An 18383-nucleotide genomic window follows, 5' to 3' on the forward strand; every position below is an offset into this window, starting at 1 on the left:
GGTCGCTGCTCCTTTAGGCGCACAATTGCATCTTTAGGCGCGCGTTCTCCGCGTCTGCGCCCCAGATAATGAAGGCGGACTGGGTGCCAGGCACTGCCATGTAATAGGTCGGCTCCTCGGCGTTCGGGGCTTCGAAGCTCTGGACGGTGCACTGACCATTGGAAAGCTCGGTGGGATCAGAAGGCAGGATGGCGTCGCGGGCTTCCACGGATTCGTAGGAGGCGACAGAATAGCTTAGGTCCTCGCCCTCACAGGTGATCTTCGCCAGCTGGCCTTCCTCCGGCTCGCGGTGGTGGCACTTGGTATCGCCATAGCCGGAGGTGCCGCTGCGCGAGCCCAGCAGGCCAGGGTAGGCCTCTGCGAGGTTGCTTTCATCATCGTTCCAGCCCGGGTACTGCTTGAAGAAGAAGATGCCGGCGGCGGCGAGAACGACCACTGCCAGTGCGGCGCACAGCGCGATGAGGCCGGTCTTCTTGCCAGAGCCGGACTTCTTTTCTGCAACCGGTGTAGCAAATTCCGCGCCGTGTGGTTGGCCCTGCATCTGCCCCTGCGGCTGGCCTTGTGGGTAGCCTTGCTGGAACCCCTGCTGGTACTGGCCTTGCTGCATCATCGGCTGCTGTTGCGGCATGTACTGCGGTGGCATCTGCTGCTGCGGGGCCTGCTGCGCTGGCTGAGGCTGCGTCTGCGGGTGGGTTTGCTCGCGGGTTGCCGCAGCTTGCGGGCTGGCGAACTGGGAAGCAAAACCTGTACCTGCGGCATCAGCTGCTCCCGCTGCAGCGACGCCCGCTGCAGCGGTACCCGTGGAAGTAGAGGCGTGACGCAGGGCGTCGATAACCGAGCCAGCCGAGTTGAACTGGGAATCTGGCTTGAACTCCGGATGCGCAGACTTAATGAGCTCCGCAAAGCGCTGCGTGACCTGCTCAGCGGTGACGTTGCCCACGCCCGGGCCTACCGCACACAGCACCGCATTGCTGCGCGAACCCGTAACCATGATGCGGCGCGGATGCAGCGCATGCATGGCAAAGCCCGCCTGGTTGTTCTGCAACAGGTAATCCATTGCCTCGGCCAAAGGAGTAAAAACTGAAAGCGCCTCGGTCTTGGTGAGATGCTGCGCGCCTAGGCCAGAGCCGGTGAAGGCAGAAAGCGCCTCTCCGGAAAGTGCGGCGCGCACCAGAAAGTCCTGGCCCTTTTCTGTGGTTCCGGTGCCGACGAGCGGGGCGATGGAGCGATGGTGGACGTCGGAAAGCGCGGAGGCTTGCTTAACCGCACCGCGGTGGTTGGGCTCAAAAAGCTCGACCGTCATTGGCTTATTAGAGGAGTCCACGACACCGAAAAGCGTGGAGACCGGGGATTCGTCCATTACGGAAAGCTGACGAAGTTGATGCTGAGTAGAGAAGAACTCAGGGAGCTTTTTCACAGGGATTCATCCTTTAAAGGCAAGCGGTATAGGGTGCGTTTCTTAATTAAGAGTAACGGCCAAACGGACATCGCTAAGCGAAAAGGGGCATACAAGTGGCATAAACTTCCTGTTCGCTACCGGCGTACAGTGGTGTGAGCTGGGGAAATGGGTATATAGATGGGTGGGTTTTAAAAACGGCGAATTGCATGTCCAGTCAGCGCGTTAGAGTGGATGACACATTATTAGCGAAAGCATAGAGGTATAAGGCAATGTTCGAGAGGTTTACTGACCGTGCTCGCCGCGTCATCGTTTTGGCGCAGGAGGAAGCACGCATGCTCAACCACAACTACATCGGCACCGAGCACATCCTGCTCGGCCTCATCCATGAGGGTGAAGGCGTTGCCGCAAAGGCCCTCGAGTCCATGGGCATCTCGCTCGAGGACGTGCGCCGCGAGGTTGAGGAAATCATTGGCCACGGCTCCCAGCCGCACACCGGCCACATTCCGTTTACCCCACGCGCTAAGAAGGTCTTGGAGCTTTCCCTGCGCGAGGGCCTGCAGATGGGCCACAAGTACATCGGCACCGAGTTCCTCCTGCTCGGCCTCATCCGTGAGGGTGAAGGCGTTGCTGCGCAGGTGCTGATCAAGCTCGGTGCTGACCTGCCACGCGTGCGTCAGCAGGTTATCCAGCTGCTTTCTGGTTACGAGGGTGGCAATGGTGAAAATGACGGCCAGTCCCAGGGCGGTCCCGTCGGCGCTGGCGCCGGCGTTGGTTCTGGCGGCCGCACCGCGCCGTCGGGTTCCGGTGAGCGTTCCAACTCCCTGGTGCTGGACCAGTTCGGCCGTAACCTCACCCAGGCAGCCAAGGACGGCAAGCTTGACCCAGTTGTCGGCCGCGAGTCCGAGGTTGAGCGCATCATGCAGGTGCTTTCCCGCCGTACCAAGAACAACCCGGTCCTCATCGGTGAGCCGGGCGTTGGTAAGACCGCCGTCGTTGAGGGCCTGGCTCTCGACATCGTCAACGGCAAGGTCCCAGAGACCCTGAAGGATAAGCAGCTTTACTCGCTGGACTTGGGTTCCCTCGTTGCAGGTTCCCGTTACCGCGGTGACTTTGAGGAACGCCTGAAGAAGGTCCTGAAGGAGATTAACCAGCGCGGTGACATCATCCTGTTCATCGATGAGATCCACACCCTCGTTGGTGCAGGTGCCGCAGAGGGCGCTATCGATGCTGCTTCGCTGCTGAAGCCGAAGCTGGCCCGTGGCGAGCTGCAGACCATCGGTGCAACCACGCTCGATGAGTACCGCAAACACATCGAGAAGGATGCTGCACTGGAGCGTCGCTTCCAGCCGGTCAAGGTGGACGAGCCATCCTTGGATGACACCATCCTGATTCTCAAGGGCCTGCGCGATAAGTACGAGGCACACCACCGCGTCTCCTACACCGATGAAGCACTGAAGGCTGCGGCATCGTTGTCTGACCGCTACATTAATGACCGCTTCCTGCCGGACAAGGCAGTTGACCTCCTCGACGAGGCCGGCGCCCGCATGCGCATCAAGCGCATGACCGCGCCGGAAGGCCTGCGTGAGGTCGATGAGCGCATTGCCCAGGTGCGCAAGGAAAAGGAAACCGCCATCGATGCTCAAGACTTCGAGAAGGCAGCTGGCCTGCGTGACCAGGAGCGCAAGCTCGGTGAAGAGCGCGCGGAGAAGGAAAAGCAGTGGCGCTCTGGCGACCTCGAGGAGATCGCCGAGGTAGGCGAGGACCAAATCGCAGAGGTTCTGGCGCACTGGACCGGCATCCCTGTGCTCAAGCTGACGGAGAAGGAATCCTCCCGTCTGCTGCACATGGAAGAGGAGCTGCACAAGCGCATTATTGGCCAGGACGATGCCGTCAAGGCCGTCTCCCGTGCTATCCGCCGTACCCGTGCAGGCCTCAAGGACCCACGCCGTCCTTCCGGCTCCTTCATCTTCGCCGGCCCGTCCGGCGTTGGTAAGACGGAGCTTTCCAAGTCCCTGGCTAACTTCCTGTTCGGCTCCGATGATGACCTCATCCAGATCGACATGGGTGAGTTCCACGACCGTTTCACCGCGTCCCGCCTCTTCGGTGCTCCTCCGGGATACGTCGGCTACGAAGAGGGCGGCCAGCTCACCGAGAAGGTTCGCCGCAAGCCATTCTCCGTGGTTCTCTTCGACGAGATCGAGAAGGCCCACAAGGAGATTTACAACACCTTGCTGCAGGTCCTCGAGGATGGCCGCCTGACCGACGGTCAGGGTCGCATCGTGGACTTCAAGAACACCGTTCTGATCTTCACCTCGAACCTGGGCACCCAGGACATTTCCAAGGCCGTAGGCTTGGGCTTCACCGGCTCCTCTGAGAACGACGCTGATGCGCAGTACGAGCGCATGAAGAACAAGGTCAACGATGAGCTGAAGAAGCACTTCCGCCCAGAGTTCCTGAACCGCATCGACGAGATCGTGGTCTTCCACCAGCTCACTCAGGAGCAGATCGTCGAGATGGTTGAGCTTCTCATCGGCCGCGTGGAGAAGCAGCTGGCTGAGCGCGACATGGGCATCGAGCTGACCCAGAAAGCAAAGGACCTGCTGGCAAAGCGCGGCTTTGACCCAGTCCTCGGTGCGCGCCCGCTGCGTCGCACCATCCAGCGCGAGATTGAGGATCAGCTCTCTGAGAAGATTCTCTTCGGCGAAATCGGCGCCGGTGAAATCATCACCGTCGACGTGGAGAACTGGGATGGTGAGTCCAAGGACAACTCCAAGGCCACCTTCACCTTCACGCCGCGTCCACGCCCACTGCCGGAGGGCACCTTTGAGGATGACCTCGCTGACGCTGAGGTGCGCGAGAACGAGGAAGAGACTACCGCTGCAGATTCCACCGACACCCCGGATATCCTCTCCAGCGACGTCTTGCCAGAGTCCAATGATGACGACGGCGAGGGCAACCCACCAGCAGCTGGTGCTGGCCAGCCGCTCTAAGGCTCGCCGCTAGCTGAAAAGCAAAAGGGGCGCCTGCGTACAACATGAGTACGCAGGCGCTCCTTTCGTTTGCCTTCTTCTAGATTCGCTTAGTTTCTGTTCTCTGCTCTACTCTGCAGATTCTGCTTCGGTGCTTAGGGTCTCTTCGAGCCAATCGATTGCTGGTTCATATTGTCCGATAAGACCTGCGATGTGACCGCCGGCAACGCGGGAGGAGAGTGCACCGCCGCGGTCTTCGAGGGTTTCTACTTCACCGCCGAGCTCCTGCCAGTCGGTGGCTAGCTGCATTGCTTGGGCGTGGTCCACGATGTCGTCGTTGGGCGCGCTGCCCACCAAAACCTTGCCGGCCGGGCGCAGATTGCCGATGCGTTGTGCTTCCAGCACGGAGCGCACCCGCTCATCCGAGGTAATGAACTCACTCATCGAAACTCCAGTGTCGGTGAGCTCGGACAGATCCGTCATGGACCAGCGCATCGAGGAATCCACGATGCAGGAGCGGGAGTTTTCTTCCAACCAGTGCTTGCCCTTCGCATTGAAGTACTCATCAACCGCGGCGGAAAAATCCTGCGAACGGGCGCTAAATCCTTCAATGGCATAGGCCAAGTTCGGCCCAAGCCTTGGGGAACCGGCGAGCACCTTCACTAGGTCTGCCGGAGGAGCGCCCGCAAAGGTCGCACGTAGGTCTAGCTCCGGCGCATATTCCGGAACGAGCTCAGCCGCGGCGGCTGCGGCACCGCCGCCCTGGGAATAGCCAAAGAACGCGACGGGCCCAGATGCGGCGGCCCGTGCGGCGTCGATAAGCGCGTGTCCTTGCTCAAGGCGGTTGGCATAGGTGTGCACGCCCGGGGTACCCAAACCAATGTAGTCCGTGATGACCAGGCGCATTCCGCGGTCCAAGAACTTGGAATACAACGGGGATTCATAGTTGACATTGATGGAAGAACCCAACAACGAGACCGGGCCTAAAAAGTCTTTGCTTCGCGAAGGCGCACAACTATCCGCCATTCCCCGGGTGCCCGGAGCCATCACCACCGTGGGAGCCTCACCCGGGCCTTCCCACTGCTCAGTCGGCTCCATGACGGTGCCCGAAACATAAGTGGGAGTGCCATCTTCAAGCCGGGAGGAATAAAGAATGCGTTCGACCCCGGGCGCTATGTTCTCGCGGCGCAGCACGGTGCCGGGCTCAGCATTGGCGACGCCCTCGGGCTCATCTTCGTAGAAATCCGCCACGAGGGCGCTGCTGAGCGAGGAACCCGCCATAGAGGAGCCAGAACTCAGCGCAGCCTGAGCCGGCATGCTCGGTGCAAAGAGGAGCAAGCTGGTGACAGTAGGGGTAAGAAGGCGCAGGAAATTCACGGATTCCAGTCTACTGGCATGGGGGATTTTCTCCGGGCTGAGGCGTGCGATTGCGGCTTTGCCGCCCTAGATGCCAAATCGTGACCGAATCTGCGGGCGTTGTCCCGTCGATTTGGCATGTAGGCACATTGAGTAGGGCGCTAAGGCGCCGCAATGCGATAGCGCGCTGAGACCACCGCGCTAAACTGTATAGCCATGGGCATTCAATACCGATCTCGTAAGAAAACCGGCAAGAATAGCTGGATCAACATCTCCGGCTCTGGGGCATCCATGTCCACCAAGGTGGGGCCGGTGACCTTCAACTCCCGCGGCGGCATGTGGATCAACCTGCCTGGCGGGCTGAACTTCCGGGGACGCTGGCGCTAAATTACAAGGTCGCAACCATGGAAGAACCTACGAGTGACTATGTCCGCATGGGCATTGAAGCCGACGTTGTGCTGCGCCTTGGCATGCTGCTTATGGGCGCCGGCACGTCGGGCTATCGTGCGCTGCGCGGAATGAAGCGCGCGGCCCGCGCTCTAGGTTTTTCCCGGTTGGACGCCAACGTAGGCGTTACCCAAATTACGTGCACCTTCCATAAGGGGCGAGCTTTTCGCACCGTGGTGGCGCAGCAGCATTCGCCAGCTGTCGACGCATCTCGTATCGAAGCCCTTGAGGATCTCACCCATAATCGCCTCTACGCCGGCATTACTGCGGAAGAACTCGATGCTTTCCTCGATGACATCGAGTCTCACGTGCGCAAGCGCTGGAATGGTTTTACCTTGGCCACTGCCGCGGGCGTGGCCTGCGCTTCCTTCTCAGTGCTTAACTATTTCCAGTCCTATGTTGTCTTCTTGGTCGCGCTCGCTGCCTTTTGCGGGCAGTTTGTCAGGTGGGCGCTGCATCATAAGCACGTGCACCAGATCGGCTGCATTGTGGCAGGTGGCGCCACGGCGAGCTTGGTCTACTTCCTGAGCACCGAGCTTTTGTCTATTGCTGGCTTAGCCAATCCCACAGACTTCTCCTCGGGCTATGTAGCCGCAGTACTTTTCCTGATTCCCGGCTTCCCGCTGTTTTCCGCGCTGATTGATTTGGCGCGCTTTGACTTTGACGCCGGCATGGCGCGGCTTAGCTACGCACTGACCGTCATCATCGCGGCTACCTTCACGGTGGCCATGGTCAGCTGGTTCACGGAACTTACCCCAATTGCGCCGCCACCTGTGCCCGATGCCAGCTGGTACGCAGCCGCCATCCTGGCTAGCTTCTTAGGCATCGCCGGCTTTGCCTTCCTGTTTAATTCCTCGCGGCGCATGGTGATTGCCGCCGCAATAGTAGGCACCGTAGCCAACATGGTGCGCTTGGGCATCCTAGAGCTGGGAGTGACCAGCTACTTCGCAGCTTTCGTGGGCGGCACGATCATCGGTCTGCTGGGCGGGCGCGTGGCGCGCACCATGCATCTGCCACGTATCACCACCACGGTTCCCGCCGCAGTCATCATGATTCCCGGCGCAGCGATGTTCCGCTCTGTCTATCACTTGAATGCCGGCAACATGGATCAAGCGTTGTCCAATCTCGCCACAGCCTCGATGGTTGTGCTCTCCATCGGCTGCGGCCTTATCTTCGCGCGCCTGCTTACTGATAAAGACTGGTCGCTGGGCCGGCTTATCGATTTCTCGCGCCAACCACACGATTCGCGCTACTAAAACGCCGCATTAATGGGGCAGGTGGAAAAGGCCCTGGGAATCTTGCTCCGCGAGGCCGTCGTCAAGCAGCGAAGCCAACGACCGCGAGCGTTGCGCCGCATCGGACCACACCACATCGATTTTGCTCTTCGGCACTGGGGCATCGGCGCCGCGCAGGACATCCAGAATCAGCCCACGCACCTGGCGGTCGGTGCCTTGGAACTTCTGCACGCGTTTTTTGGCCCTAGAAAGCTCGGCCTCACTAGGCTGCGGGCAGCCCGCTAGCTGCCAGGCACAACCTTCGCGTAGCGGGCACCCTTCACAATTGGGGGCCTTTGCCGTGCAGACCAAAGCACCGAGTTCCATGAGCGCGGCTGAAAAGCGTGGACCATTTTCTGGCGGGAGGAGTTTTTCCACGGCGGAAAGTTCCTTCTTCGAAGGCTGTGGCTGCAGGAAGCGGCCGTCCACGGCGCGCGCGTAAACTCGGCGCACATTGGTATCAACCACCGGCACGTTGCGCTTGTAGTGGAAACAAGCCACCGCCCGCGCCGTGTAATCGCCGATGCCGGGCAGCTTCAGCAGCTTCTCGACGTCGCTTGGCACCGGCTTTTCACCTATGGCCTGTGCACACTCCCACAAGCGCAACGCGCGCCGGGGATAACCCAGCTTGCCCCACGCGCGCAGCGCCTCCGCGCGGGAGGCCGCCGCGAAGTCGGCCGGGGTAGGCCACCGCTGCATCCATTCCTCCCACACCGGAGCCACACGTGCGACTGGAGTCTGTTGGCTCATGACCTCACTGAGCAGGACGCCCCACGCGGAGGTGCCGGGGCGGCGCCAGGGGAGGGGACGCTCGGCTGAATCAAACCAGTCCAAAAGAGCAGCGGTGTTAATCATCGGGAAACAGTGTAAGCCAGCCTGCGTTCAGGACTACAGTTGAATCCATGCCACTTTCAAAAGTCCCGAAAGATCCCCAAAAAGTTTGGGAAGCCCTACAAGCTGGAAACGAGCGCCTGGTCAGTGGAAACGCTATCTCCGTCAACACTGAGTCGCGCCTCCGCGCCCGGCTAACCCGAGGCCAAGACCCGCGCGTCATCGTGCTGGCATGCTCCGATTCGCGCGCCCCGATTGAGCACGTATTTAACATCGGTTTCGGCGATGCCTTCGTCATTCGTACCGCCGGCCATATCCTGGACAACGCGGTGCTTGCCTCGCTGGACTATGCCTTGGAGAACCTAAACGCCAACCTTCTCGTGGTGATGGGTCACCAGTCCTGCGGTGCGGTGGGTGCGGCCTCGGCGTTCCTGAACGGAGATATCAACCTGCCGACCGGGCTGCAGCGACCCATCATTGAGAAGGTCGCGGCTTCGGCGCTGCAGGCCAAGCGCCAAGGCCGTGAGACTAGGCCCGATTTCGAGCGCGAGAACACGGCCCAAACGGTCTCTCAGATCATCGCTGATGTGCCGGCGGCGCGGCGGCTTCTCGACGCCGGCACGCTCGGCGTTGTCGGCCTGCGCTACCTGCTGGAAGATTCCAGCGTGGAAACGGTGGTGCGCCACGGCGTGGACTAGGGCCATTTAGGCCTAGACACGCGGCGAGGGCTGGTGCAAGTTTGTCTGTGTCACCCCTTAAAATCGGAAGCGTGACTGATAACCGACGCAAACCCCTGCCCCAAGAGATCTACATGCGCCGCCGCGTTGCTGCGCTGATTGGACTTTTGGTGCTCGTCGGGCTGCTCATCTGGGCAGCGACCAGCATGTTCGGCGGCTCCGATGAGTCGGTGCCTACCGCTGCTACCAGCGCCCGCGGCTCGGAGGCTGCGCCGGAGACCAGCAAGACGAGCGCTGCCCCAACTAGTGACGCGGCATCGAGCAGCGTAAGCGCCGCGCCGAGCAGTGCGGAAAGCAGCGCCGACAGCAGCGCTGCAAACCCAAGCGAGTCTTCGCCTTATCCGGCGCCTAGCGCAGGCGCGGAGCCGGCTAAGAATACCTGCGCCTTGGAGGACTTGGAGATCGTAGGTACTGTCAGCCAACCTAGCTACAGTGAGGGCGAGTACCCAACCTTCTTCATGGAAGTCAAGAACCCTACCGCCGCTGATTGCGTGATTGACCTAGATAAGGACATCCTGCGCTTTGAGGTCTATGACCTTTCCACCAATGAGAAGAAGTGGGCTGATACTGACTGCTTCCCGCCGGTGGATACTGGTGAGGTCACCTTCGAGCCAGGAAAGCAGCGCACCTTCCAGGCTGATTGGTCCCGTAAAATGTCCCAGCCAAACCAGTGCAATGACCGTGCACCGGCCCCGGTGGGTGGCTACTTCATGCACGCAGTTATTGGTAACCACGCCTCGAAGGCAGAAACCTTCAACCTCGATAGCTAGCGCAAAAGGGCGATGGCCTCGCCCAAAGTTCCAGCTTGCAGCACCCGTATCCCGGCGGCATCCACCTTGCCCGCCGGGACGATTGCGTTTTCATAGCCCAAGCGCGCGGCCTCGCTCAAGCGGCGATCCAGGTTGGGCACGCGGCGCAGCTCGCCAGCCAGGCCCACCTCACCGATGACCACCGTCTTGGGCGGTAGCGGCTTTTCATGCAAAGAGGACCAGGTGGCAAGCGCTACGGCAAGATCCGTGGCAGTCTCCTGGATGCGCACGCCGCCCACGGTGGCGACGTAGGCGTCTTTGTCATTAGTGCGCTCTCCTGCGCGTGCCTGCAGAACCGCCAGCACCATGGGCACGCGGTTGGAGTCCAATCCCGTGACCACGCGGCGCGGGTTCTTTGCCACTGGATCCACGGTGAGCGCCTGAACCTCCGCGAGCATGGGACGTACACCGTCCATGGCAACGGTGACCGCGGAGCCATCCGGCGTGCTCCCGCGGTGGGAGAGGAAGAGCCCAGAAGGATCTGCTACCTCGCGAATGCCGCCGGAAGTCTGCTCGAAACATCCCACTTCATCGGTGGCGCCGAAGCGGTTCTTGATGCCGCGCAGCATGCGTAGGCTGGACTGCCTGTCACCCTCGAAGTTCAACACCACGTCAACCAAGTGCTCGAGTACGCGGGGACCTGCAACGTTGCCGTCCTTGGTTACGTGGCCCACAAGCAGCACCGGAATGCCGGTGGACTTTGCCAGGGTGGTTAGCGCCGCAGTGACCGCGCGTGACTGGGCCACGCCGCCCGCTACGCTCTCGACGCCTGCCGCATGCATGGTCTGTACAGAGTCCACGATGATAAGGCTGGGCTTGAGTTGTTCAACGTGGCCGAAGACTACGTCCAAGTTAGACTCGGCGGCTAGGTAGAGGGTCTCGTGGAGCGCGTCAGTGCGCTCGGCACGCGCCCTTACTTGGCCCGCTGACTCCTCTGCGGTGACATATAGTGCCGTGCGTTCGAGCTGCGCCCACCTTGAAGCCACCTCCAGTAGCAACGTGGACTTACCAACGCCGGGCTCGCCGGCCATGAGTACAACCGAGCCTGGAACGATGCCTTTGCCCAAAACACGGTCTAACTCGCCGATACCCGTGTTGATGGTCTTAGTAGCACTCGCCCCAATCTTGGTGATGGGTTGCGCCGGGCTGGAAGGCGTTAGACCCTTGACCATCTGCCCGGTCACCGCAGCCGAGGCAGCCGTGCCCTCAGAAGCAGCCGGGGCGGATTCCTGCAGCGTTCCCCACGAGCCGCAATCTGGGCAGCGGCCTAGCCACTTCGGAGAGACGTAGCCACACTCGGAACAGGTGTGGATTGGACGAGATTTCTTAGCCATGCCAGTAACTCTAAAACACCCACCGGACACGAGCGCCAACGAGAAACCCCGCACTTAAAAGTGCGGGGTCGAAGGGCTAATTTAAGGGCTTATTTCACCCGGAGGCTTAGTGGTGAGATGCCTCAGGGGATTCGGTGGTAAAGCCCTCGGTGGACTCAACGTCGCGGTTGTACTCACCGGACTTCAGCGGGGAAGCGGCAACAGCTGCGTCCACCTCGATGGTGCCGTTGTTGAAGGTGAAGGTAACCGGGCGGGAGCCGGCGTAGCCAAAGTCCTCATTCTCGAGGGAGGTCTCGACGTACTGAACGTTCTTGTTCTTCTTGTCCTTCTTCAGCTCTTCCAGGTTCTTGGCGGAATCAGCGATGATGGACTGGTCACGGGCCATCGGCTTCGTGGAGCCCAACTCTACGTCCTGGCCATCGACGGAAACGGACTCCAGGGTGACGTCAGAAACGTCGTAGCCCTGGTTGACGGCAACGAACTTCAGGGAAGTCTCACCGGAATCCGGCTCAACCTGGATAGTGACGTCGCGGACTGCGACAGCGCCGTCCTCGGTAGCAGCGGAGGAACCATCGACAGCCGCAACCTTCTGGGAAGTTTGAGTGATGTGGCCTGCCGAGCAGGAAGCCAGAGCCAGCGCAGACAGGGCGGTTACGGAAATGATGGCACCGCGACGAGCGGCGGTCTTCAAGGGCTGCACTTTGAGGGTCCTCCATAGATTGCGATCACAAAGCTTATCAACGCTTTAGCCTAGTACCTTTCCGCCCCAAGTACACAGTTTCCTCTAAACCCGTTGGGTAGGTGGCGGGGTAATACGGGGGTAGACCATGGGCGTCGACAAGCGCAAAAGCTCTACGTGCTAAACTAGTTGCCCTGTATGCGTGCCGCGCGAGGCACGAACATTAAACAAGGAGTGGGAATGGAATTTAAGGTCGGAGAGGTCGTCGTCTACCCGCACCACGGTGCTGCCAGGATTACTGACATTGAGCAGCGTGAGATGGGCGGCGAGACCCTGGAGTTCCTCGTCCTCCAGATCAACCAGTCTGACCTTGTGGTTCGAGTGCCTTCGAAGAACGCCGAGACCGTCGGTGTGCGTGACGTCGTGGGCAAGGAAGGCCTCGAGCGCGTCTTCTCCGTTTTGCGTGAGCTCGACGTGGAAGAGGCCGGCAACTGGTCCCGCCGTTACAAGGCAAACCAGGAGCGCCTAGCCTCTGGTGACATCAACAAGGTCGCGGAAGTGGTTCGTGACCTGTGGCGCCGTGACCAGGATCGCGGCCTGTCTGCTGGTGAGAAGCGCATGCTTACCAAGGCTCGCCAGATTCTCGTGGGCGAGCTCGCGCTGGCTTCCCCGGTCGATGAAAAGAAGGCCGACACCATGATGGAAGAAATCGATGCCACCATCGAGCGTCACCGCGCTGCCGGCATCGTGGAGGATAAGTCCATCACCACCGATATCGACAACGACATCGATCTCGATGACCTCTCCTTCGACGACGAAGACTAAGGTCTACGGCCTCATCGCGGCCGCAGGCATGGGCACCCGCTTGGGCGCCGAATTGCCGAAGGCTTATGTTGAGCTGGAAGGCCGCACTTTGCTGGAGCGTTCTGCGGCGGCCATGGGGGAGGTCTGTGACGAGCTGATCGTCACCGTCAGCCCCGAGATGGAAGAGCACGCACGCGCCCTGCTGCCCAGCGCTCACTTGGTCCACGGCGGCGGCGAGCGCGCTGACTCCGTATGGGCTGGCCTCCAACACATCCCCGACGATGCCATCGTCCTCATTCACGACGCCGCCCGCGCGCTAACCCCGCCCGAGATGATCGCGCGCGTTGCCGAGGCCGTGCGCAGCGTCCCCGCGGTCGTCCCGGTGGTGCCGGTCGCGGACACCATCAAGGTCGTCGACGAGCACCGCGTCGTATCCACCCCGGACCGTTCAAAGCTGCGCGCGGTCCAAACCCCGCAGGGCTTCCGCGTGGCTAAGCTGCGCGAAGCGAACGAAGCCTATTTCTCAGGCCAGCAAGATTTCGTGGCCACTGACGATGCCAGCTTGATGGAATGGTTTGGCGTCCCCGTCACGACCGTCGAGGGCGACCCACTAGCTTTCAAAATCACCACGCCCATCGATCTCACGCTGGCCACGGCGATTTTAAACAAGGAGCTCTCATGACCCAGCCCATCATCCCGCGCGTAGGCATTGCCACCGACGCCCACCAGATTGAGGAAGGCAAGCCCTGCTGGATTGCTGGGCTGCTTTTCGACGACGCCGATGGCTGCGAGGGCCACTCCGACGGCGACGTGGTCAGCCACGCGCTTGTCGACGCCCTCTTGTCCGCCGCCAACCTCGGTGACTTGGGCTCGTTCGTGGGTGTGGGGCGCAAAGAATACGACAACGTTTCGGGCGAGCGCCTGCTGCGCGAGTGCCGTGAACTGCTTGAAGAAAATGGCTTCGTGATTGGTAACGCCGCAGCTCAGCTGGTGGGACAAACCCCGAAGATGGGCCCGCGCCGCGAAGAGGCCGAGCACGTGCTCAGTGAGATTTTAGGCGCTCCCGTTTCCGTCTCCGCTACCACCACCGACCACCTGGGCTTCACCGGCCGCTCCGAAGGCCGCGCCGCGGTGGCGACGGCGGTGGTCTGGAAGCAGTAATTCCCGGGAAAGGCGCGCGCGGAAGGCGTATCGCTGTGTCTTAAAGCAACCGCAAACAGCCAAGAGCCCATAGCCTAGAATGGTCAGGGTGAGTAACCTACGCATTTATGACACCGCCACCCGTAGCCAACGCGATTTCGTGCCCGTTAAAGAGGGCCACGCCTCGATTTACTTGTGTGGTGCCACCCCGCAGGCACAGCCGCACATCGGCCACCTGCGCTCCGGCGTAGCCTTTGACATTCTGCGCCGCTGGCTCATGGCGCAGGGCCTGGACGTCGCCTTCGTGCGCAACGTCACCGACATCGATGACAAGATTCTCACTAAGGCCGCTGATAATGGCCGCCCCTGGTGGGAGTGGGTTTCCACCTACGAGCGCGAGTTCACCAAGGCCTACAACACCCTGGGCGTCCTGCCGCCATCGGTAGAGCCGCGCGCCACGGGATTCGTTACCCAAATGGTGGACTACATGCAGCGGCTTATCGACGCCGGCTTTGCCTACGCGGTATCTGACGATACCGCGGGGGCAGACGGAGCCGGTTCCGTCTACTTCGACGTCCAAGCCTGGGTCGCGGCCGAAAATTCTGATTACGGCTCCCTGTCCGGCAACCGCGTCGAGGAGATGGAGCAGGGCGAAGACCCAGAGGCTCTCAAGCGTGGAAAGCGCGGGCCGCAGGACTTCGCGCTGTGGAAGGCCGCCAAACCCGGCGAGCCTTCTTGGCCTACCCCGTGGGGCCGTGGACGCCCCGGCTGGCATTTGGAGTGCTCGGCTATGTCCACCTACTACTTGGGCGGCGAATTCGACATTCACTGCGGTGGCCTCGACCTGCAGTTCCCGCACCACGAGAACGAGGTCGCGCAGTCCCATGCCGCCGGCGATAAGTTTGCCAATTACTGGATGCATAACCACTGGGTGACCATGTCCGGCGAGAAGATGTCCAAGTCCTTGGGCAACGTCTTGTCGGTTCCCAACATGCTGGAGCTTGTCCGCCCGGTTGAGCTGCGCTACTATCTGGGCTCCGCGCACTACCGCTCCGTGCTGGAATACTCTGAGGCGGCCCTCACCGAGGCCGCTGCCGGCTACCGCCGTATCGAGGACTTCGTGAACAAGTTCGACGATCTAGCGCTGGGCGAGTGGACCTCGGCCTTCGAGGACGCCATGAACGATGACATCGCCGTTCCGCGCGCTCTGGCCGAGATTCACACCAACGTGCGCGCAGGCAACAAGGCCCTGGGCGCTGGCGATGAAGCTCAGGCACGGCAAATCGCCGAATCGGTCCGCGCCATGGCCGCAGTGCTGGGCTTTGATCCTTTGGCTGAACAGTGGAAAGATGGGGCGTCGACAAGCACTGCGGATACAGCGCTGGACGCACTCGTCCAAGCAGAACTGGAGCGCCGCACCCAAGCCCGCGCGGAGAAGGACTGGGCCACTGCGGACGCCGTCCGCGACCGCCTCGCCGCAGCTGGCATCACCATCACTGACACTGCCGACGGCCCCACCTGGTCGCTGGCCTAAGGAGAATTCATGGCACGTACGCACGGCCGCGGCGGCGCGGGCATCCGCAAGACAAACAAGAAAGGCGCCACTAAGGGCAGTGGCGGCCAGGTAAAGAAGGGCCTTGAGGGCAAGGGCCCAACGCCTAAGGCAGAGGATCGCGTCTACCACGCGAAGCACAAGGCCAAGCTGGAGCGCGAGCGCCGTAACTCGGGCCGCCACCAGAAGGAGACGGCGGAGATGGTCGTCGGCCGTAACCCGGTTGTCGAGTGCCTGCACGCAAAGGTGCCTGCTACCTCGCTGTACGTCGTGCAGGGCACCCGCAACGATGCGCGCCTGTCGGAGGCCGTGGCCATTGCGAATTCCCGCAACATTCCTATCCTTGAGATTCAGCGTCACGAGATGGATCGCATGACCGGCAACGGTATGCACCAGGGCATTGGCCTGCAGATTCCGCCTTATAAGTACGCCGATTTCCATGACCTGATGGACCGCGCGAAGGACGCTGGCGAGCCTGGCATGTTTGTCATTCTGGATAACATCACCGACCCGCGTAACTTGGGCGCGGTTATCCGCTCCGTTGCGGCGTTCGGCGGCCACGGCGTCATCATTCCGGAGCGCCGTTCGGCTTCGGTTACGGCGGTGGCTTGGCGTACCTCTGCTGGTACCGCAGCTCGCCTGCCCGTCGCGCGCGTGACTAACGTGACCCGCACCGTGCAGGAATTCCAGAAAGCCGGTTACCAGGTCGTTGGCCTGGACGCCGGCGGCGAGCACACGCTCGACACCTATGCGGGTGGCAAGGATCCCGTGGTCATCGTCATCGGCTCTGAGGGAAAGGGCATCTCCCGCTTGGTCCGCGAGAACTGCGATGTCATCATGTCCATCCCGATGACCGCCTGGGTTGAGTCCTTAAACGCATCCGTTGCTGCGGGTGCAGTGCTTTCGGAGTTTGCTCGGCAGCGTCGCGCTGCGAAGTAACACGTAAATTGGAAGGCGTCGCGTTGTGCGGCGCCTTTTTGCTGTTTTACTCGGCCTGGTTTTAGCTTTTGGGCAGGGCTAAGTAGCAAAATGTGTGTCCGCTACGGCGTGTCGTGGGTACGTATCTCCAGGTATAAAGCCTCCTAGGGGCTACGTGGCTTCCATCATTGTGAGCACAAGGTGTGCGCCTCGGACATCGCACATACCAGTTTGTGTGCGCCTCGTTTGAGGCGTCGTAGAGGGCCGGTATGAAGCCTTTAAGCGTTCTACCTGCAATGCGCTGCAGGTAGCTAATCTAAACCGTTGCATTCCGCTCTGATGAACCCCCGCGACAATGAAGTTGTATTCACGGCTTCTAAGAGTCGGATGCTGTGGACTACCACAGACTCACATCGAAAGCGGTATTTCGCTATCTAACCTGGCTTATTTTGAAGCGTCCTGGGTTTAGTTCCGCTTCTTTTACTACCCCGTACTGACGGGCTGGGTGAGATAGTACTCGATTTCTACCTCCTGCGGGGTGGCGTAGTCCAATGCTTCGTGAAGGCGCTTGGTGTTCCACCAATGCACCCACCGCAAGGTGGCCAGTTCGACTTCCCCACCGATGTCCACGGGCCGTGGGCGTGAATGAGTTCAGCTTTGTAAAGCCCGTTGACTGTCTCGGCGAGAGCGTTGTCATAAGAATCTCCGACCGTTCCGACGCTCGGCCGGATTCCGCTAGTGCGGTGGAATACTTCAGTGACATGTACTGGCTGCCTCAATCGCTATGGTGAATCAGCTGGTTTCCATGGATTCGTCCTGCAGTCGTTAACGCATGTTCCAATGCCTCCATGGGCAGCGTATCGGTACGCATCGTCGAGCGTGTAGCAACACCAACGAGCCATCTGCCGACGACATGGCTGCGGCCTTCTTCGCTAGCTCGAGCCGCGGCGCAAAGATTATTGCTCCAATCCTGGCTGTCATCGCAGTCCTTGGCGGTGCTGCCTACGACCTCATCCCCACCATCAACCGCGTCTTTAGTCTCAACATCCCCGCAGCCACAGCTGCCAAAGATTCCGGGCCTGAACTAGTCCCCGTTCGCCCTCTGTCCCTCGTCTCACATTGAGGCGGGGATTTTCTGTTACGTTGGCACATTTCGCGGCGGCCTCTATTTGTTAGAAACGTCGCTTGAATGATTCGGCTTCGCTGTGTGGCCAACAGCGATCTAGTTATGGACAAACCGTTCTGGAATGAGTAGTATGAAACTCATGGGGCGGCCTCGTAAATTTAATGAAAGAGAAGTTCTTGCCGGCGCGATCACGTTATTTGGCACGAGCGGATTCACTGCAGTCTCCGTGGATGATGTGGTGAATCAGCTGGGACTTAACCGGTCCAGTTTCTACAACCTCTTCGGCTCGAAACATGGACTGTTTCGTGCAGCAGCTGAAACGGTGTGCGCTGAAGCTGAAGGCGGCCGACTGTCGGATGCTGCAAAGGACTTCGTGGTGGTGGCACTGGTTGAGGTGGCGCCAGTCAGTAAGGATTTACGCGAGCTTATCCAGCGGGCTTATGAACTGTGCTTCACCGGCCCGGAATCGCTAGGACAGCATGTGCTGGCCCGTGCACAAGGACGCAAACACTAAGGAGAGCCATTATGAACAACAAACTCACTCTGACAGATACAGAGCTCATCATCGAACCACTCGGGCTAGACAAGCTTTGGTCTCTGACCGGCAGCATCACGGTTCCGTGGGAGCATGTGCGAGGCGCTACCCATGACCCGGGCATGAAGCACGAGCCTAAAGGTCTTCGCGCGCCAGGGCTGCGCAGCGGACAGAAGCTAGCGGGCACCTTCCACACGGGTGGCGGCCGACAATTCTGGAACATCAGCGGCTATGAGAATGCCGTTGTCATCGAGCTTAAAGACGAGCATTTCGATCGGCTCATCGTGTCCTTGAATAATCCGACTGAATGTGCAACGCGCATCAATGAAAAGGCTCAGGCTGTCTGAACCCGCCACGAATTGTCGTCCACTATTTACCATGAATGACACGTTTAGGTTGAAAGGATCTTGGTTCCGGAGTTGAAGTGTTCCAAGTCTTGTCCCATCTATCCAGACGGAACAGAATCTGGGACA

General features: G+C 60.4%; 18 protein-coding genes and 1 pseudogene. 13 read left to right on the top strand and 6 right to left on the bottom strand.

What is annotated here, in order from left to right:
• Window positions 1-13: 13 nt before the first annotated feature.
• Window positions 14-1417 (bottom strand): hypothetical protein, encoded by a 1404-nt coding sequence (locus WM42_RS08565; RefSeq protein ID WP_062037159.1) that lies wholly within the window; start codon window positions 1415-1417, stop codon window positions 14-16.
• 251 nt (window positions 1418-1668) lie between these two features.
• Here WM42_RS08565 and WM42_RS08570 point away from each other — a divergent pair, with 251 nt between their 5' ends.
• Window positions 1669-4389, top strand: coding sequence for an ATP-dependent Clp protease ATP-binding subunit (locus WM42_RS08570; protein ID WP_062037163.1), 2721 nt, complete (start codon window positions 1669-1671; stop codon window positions 4387-4389).
• 108 nt (window positions 4390-4497) lie between these two features.
• On the opposite strand, the gene WM42_RS08575 is transcribed toward WM42_RS08570, so the two are convergent.
• A complete protein-coding gene (locus tag WM42_RS08575; RefSeq protein WP_062037167.1) occupies window positions 4498-5745 on the bottom strand; it encodes a lipase family protein in 1248 nt (415 codons plus the stop codon).
• 195 nt (window positions 5746-5940) lie between these two features.
• Between WM42_RS08575 and WM42_RS13045 the strand changes: the two genes are divergently transcribed.
• Window positions 5941-6111, top strand: coding sequence for a DUF4236 domain-containing protein (locus tag WM42_RS13045; RefSeq protein ID WP_005529875.1), 171 nt, complete (start codon window positions 5941-5943; stop codon window positions 6109-6111).
• A 47-nt stretch (window positions 6112-6158) separates the two neighbouring features.
• Window positions 6159-7427 (top strand): threonine/serine exporter family protein, encoded by a 1269-nt coding sequence (locus tag WM42_RS08580; RefSeq protein ID WP_061924672.1) that lies wholly within the window; start codon window positions 6159-6161, stop codon window positions 7425-7427.
• 9 nt (window positions 7428-7436) lie between these two features.
• Here the strand turns inward: WM42_RS08580 and WM42_RS08585 are convergent, their stop codons facing one another.
• Window positions 7437-8300 carry an HhH-GPD family protein gene (locus tag WM42_RS08585; RefSeq protein ID WP_201057360.1) on the bottom strand — a complete coding sequence of 288 codons (864 nt, stop codon included), beginning with the start codon at window positions 8298-8300 and terminating at the stop codon, window positions 7437-7439.
• A 47-nt stretch (window positions 8301-8347) separates the two neighbouring features.
• On the opposite strand from WM42_RS08585, the gene WM42_RS08590 reads away from it, so the two are divergent.
• Both WM42_RS08590 and WM42_RS08595 read left to right on the top strand, forming a co-directional pair.
• Window positions 8348-8974, top strand: a complete 627-nt coding sequence (locus tag WM42_RS08590) for a carbonic anhydrase (protein ID WP_062037170.1) — start codon at window positions 8348-8350, stop codon at window positions 8972-8974.
• Between the two features lie 71 nt (window positions 8975-9045).
• Complete coding sequence (locus WM42_RS08595; RefSeq protein ID WP_082787662.1) at window positions 9046-9783, top strand: hypothetical protein; 738 nt, start codon at window positions 9046-9048, stop codon at window positions 9781-9783.
• Here WM42_RS08595 and radA read toward each other — a convergent pair.
• Window positions 9780-11156 (bottom strand): DNA repair protein RadA, encoded by a 1377-nt coding sequence (gene radA / locus WM42_RS08600; protein WP_062037176.1) that lies wholly within the window; start codon window positions 11154-11156, stop codon window positions 9780-9782. The two genes, WM42_RS08595 and radA, sit on opposite strands and share 4 nt — an antisense overlap.
• A 106-nt stretch (window positions 11157-11262) precedes the next feature.
• On the bottom strand, window positions 11263-11856 hold the full coding sequence (locus WM42_RS08605; RefSeq protein WP_061924658.1) for a hypothetical protein: 594 nt from the start codon (window positions 11854-11856) through the stop codon (window positions 11263-11265).
• Between the two features lie 219 nt (window positions 11857-12075).
• Here WM42_RS08605 and WM42_RS08610 point away from each other — a divergent pair, with 219 nt between their 5' ends.
• The 5 genes from WM42_RS08610 to rlmB all read left to right on the top strand — a co-directional run bounded on the left by WM42_RS08610 (window position 12076) and on the right by rlmB (window position 16270).
• Window positions 12076-12660, top strand: a complete 585-nt coding sequence (locus tag WM42_RS08610) for a CarD family transcriptional regulator (protein ID WP_061924655.1) — start codon at window positions 12076-12078, stop codon at window positions 12658-12660.
• Window positions 12632-13321, top strand: coding sequence for a 2-C-methyl-D-erythritol 4-phosphate cytidylyltransferase (gene ispD / locus WM42_RS08615; protein ID WP_062037179.1), 690 nt, complete (start codon window positions 12632-12634; stop codon window positions 13319-13321). Before WM42_RS08610 ends, ispD begins: the two co-directional genes overlap by 29 nt.
• On the top strand, window positions 13318-13800 hold the full coding sequence (ispF, locus tag WM42_RS08620; RefSeq protein WP_062037182.1) for a 2-C-methyl-D-erythritol 2,4-cyclodiphosphate synthase: 483 nt from the start codon (window positions 13318-13320) through the stop codon (window positions 13798-13800). The genes ispD and ispF overlap by 4 nt, the downstream gene beginning before the upstream one ends.
• An 88-nt stretch (window positions 13801-13888) precedes the next feature.
• Window positions 13889-15313 carry a cysteine--tRNA ligase gene (gene cysS / locus WM42_RS08625; RefSeq protein ID WP_432416264.1) on the top strand — a complete coding sequence of 475 codons (1425 nt, stop codon included), beginning with the start codon at window positions 13889-13891 and terminating at the stop codon, window positions 15311-15313.
• 9 nt (window positions 15314-15322) lie between these two features.
• The gene (gene rlmB, locus WM42_RS08630) at window positions 15323-16270 is read left to right on the top strand and encodes a 23S rRNA (guanosine(2251)-2'-O)-methyltransferase RlmB (RefSeq protein ID WP_062037186.1); all 948 of its coding nucleotides are present in this window, start codon (window positions 15323-15325) and stop codon (window positions 16268-16270) included.
• Between the two features lie 462 nt (window positions 16271-16732).
• Here the strand turns inward: rlmB and WM42_RS13285 are convergent.
• Window positions 16733-17162, bottom strand: a pseudogene (locus WM42_RS13285) (integrase core domain-containing protein); the annotation flags it as partial.
• Here WM42_RS13285 and WM42_RS08640 point away from each other — a divergent pair.
• The 3 genes from WM42_RS08640 (at window position 17082) to WM42_RS08650 (ending at window position 18257) form a co-directional block, all read left to right on the top strand.
• Window positions 17082-17372 carry a hypothetical protein gene (locus WM42_RS08640; RefSeq protein ID WP_145915050.1) on the top strand — a complete coding sequence of 97 codons (291 nt, stop codon included), beginning with the start codon at window positions 17082-17084 and terminating at the stop codon, window positions 17370-17372. The pseudogene WM42_RS13285 and the gene WM42_RS08640 overlap by 81 nt on opposite strands.
• A 133-nt stretch (window positions 17373-17505) precedes the next feature.
• Window positions 17506-17889: a TetR/AcrR family transcriptional regulator gene (locus WM42_RS08645; RefSeq protein WP_235591244.1), complete on the top strand. Its 384-nt coding sequence runs from the start codon at window positions 17506-17508 to the stop codon at window positions 17887-17889.
• Between the two features lie 11 nt (window positions 17890-17900).
• Window positions 17901-18257, top strand: coding sequence for a hypothetical protein (locus WM42_RS08650; RefSeq protein ID WP_062037194.1), 357 nt, complete (start codon window positions 17901-17903; stop codon window positions 18255-18257).
• The last annotated feature ends 126 nt before the right edge of the window (window positions 18258-18383 follow it).

This window comes from Corynebacterium simulans (assembly GCF_001586215.1).
Classification (GTDB): domain Bacteria; phylum Actinomycetota; class Actinomycetes; order Mycobacteriales; family Mycobacteriaceae; genus Corynebacterium; species Corynebacterium simulans.

Bases quoted from the DNA above. Each gene is read 5' to 3' on its own strand.
- WM42_RS08570 (WP_062037163.1), top strand. From the start codon at position 1,669: ATGTTCGAGAGGTTTACTGACCGTGCTCGCCGCGTCATCGTTTTGGCG.
- WM42_RS13045 (WP_005529875.1), top strand. From the start codon at position 5,941: ATGGGCATTCAATACCGATCTCGTAAGAAAACCGGCAAGAATAGCTGG.
- WM42_RS08580 (WP_061924672.1), top strand. From the start codon at position 6,159: ATGGGCATTGAAGCCGACGTTGTGCTGCGCCTTGGCATGCTGCTTATG.
- WM42_RS08585 (WP_201057360.1), bottom strand. From the start codon at position 8,300: ATGATTAACACCGCTGCTCTTTTGGACTGGTTTGATTCAGCCGAGCGT.
- WM42_RS08590 (WP_062037170.1), top strand. From the start codon at position 8,348: ATGCCACTTTCAAAAGTCCCGAAAGATCCCCAAAAAGTTTGGGAAGCC.
- radA (WP_062037176.1), bottom strand. From the start codon at position 11,156: ATGGCTAAGAAATCTCGTCCAATCCACACCTGTTCCGAGTGTGGCTAC.
- WM42_RS08610 (WP_061924655.1), top strand. From the start codon at position 12,076: ATGGAATTTAAGGTCGGAGAGGTCGTCGTCTACCCGCACCACGGTGCT.
- ispD (WP_062037179.1), top strand. From the start codon at position 12,632: ATGACCTCTCCTTCGACGACGAAGACTAAGGTCTACGGCCTCATCGCG.
- ispF (WP_062037182.1), top strand. From the start codon at position 13,318: ATGACCCAGCCCATCATCCCGCGCGTAGGCATTGCCACCGACGCCCAC.
- rlmB (WP_062037186.1), top strand. From the start codon at position 15,323: ATGGCACGTACGCACGGCCGCGGCGGCGCGGGCATCCGCAAGACAAAC.
- WM42_RS08640 (WP_145915050.1), top strand. From the start codon at position 17,082: ATGTTCCAATGCCTCCATGGGCAGCGTATCGGTACGCATCGTCGAGCG.
- WM42_RS08645 (WP_235591244.1), top strand. From the start codon at position 17,506: ATGAAACTCATGGGGCGGCCTCGTAAATTTAATGAAAGAGAAGTTCTT.
- WM42_RS08650 (WP_062037194.1), top strand. From the start codon at position 17,901: ATGAACAACAAACTCACTCTGACAGATACAGAGCTCATCATCGAACCA.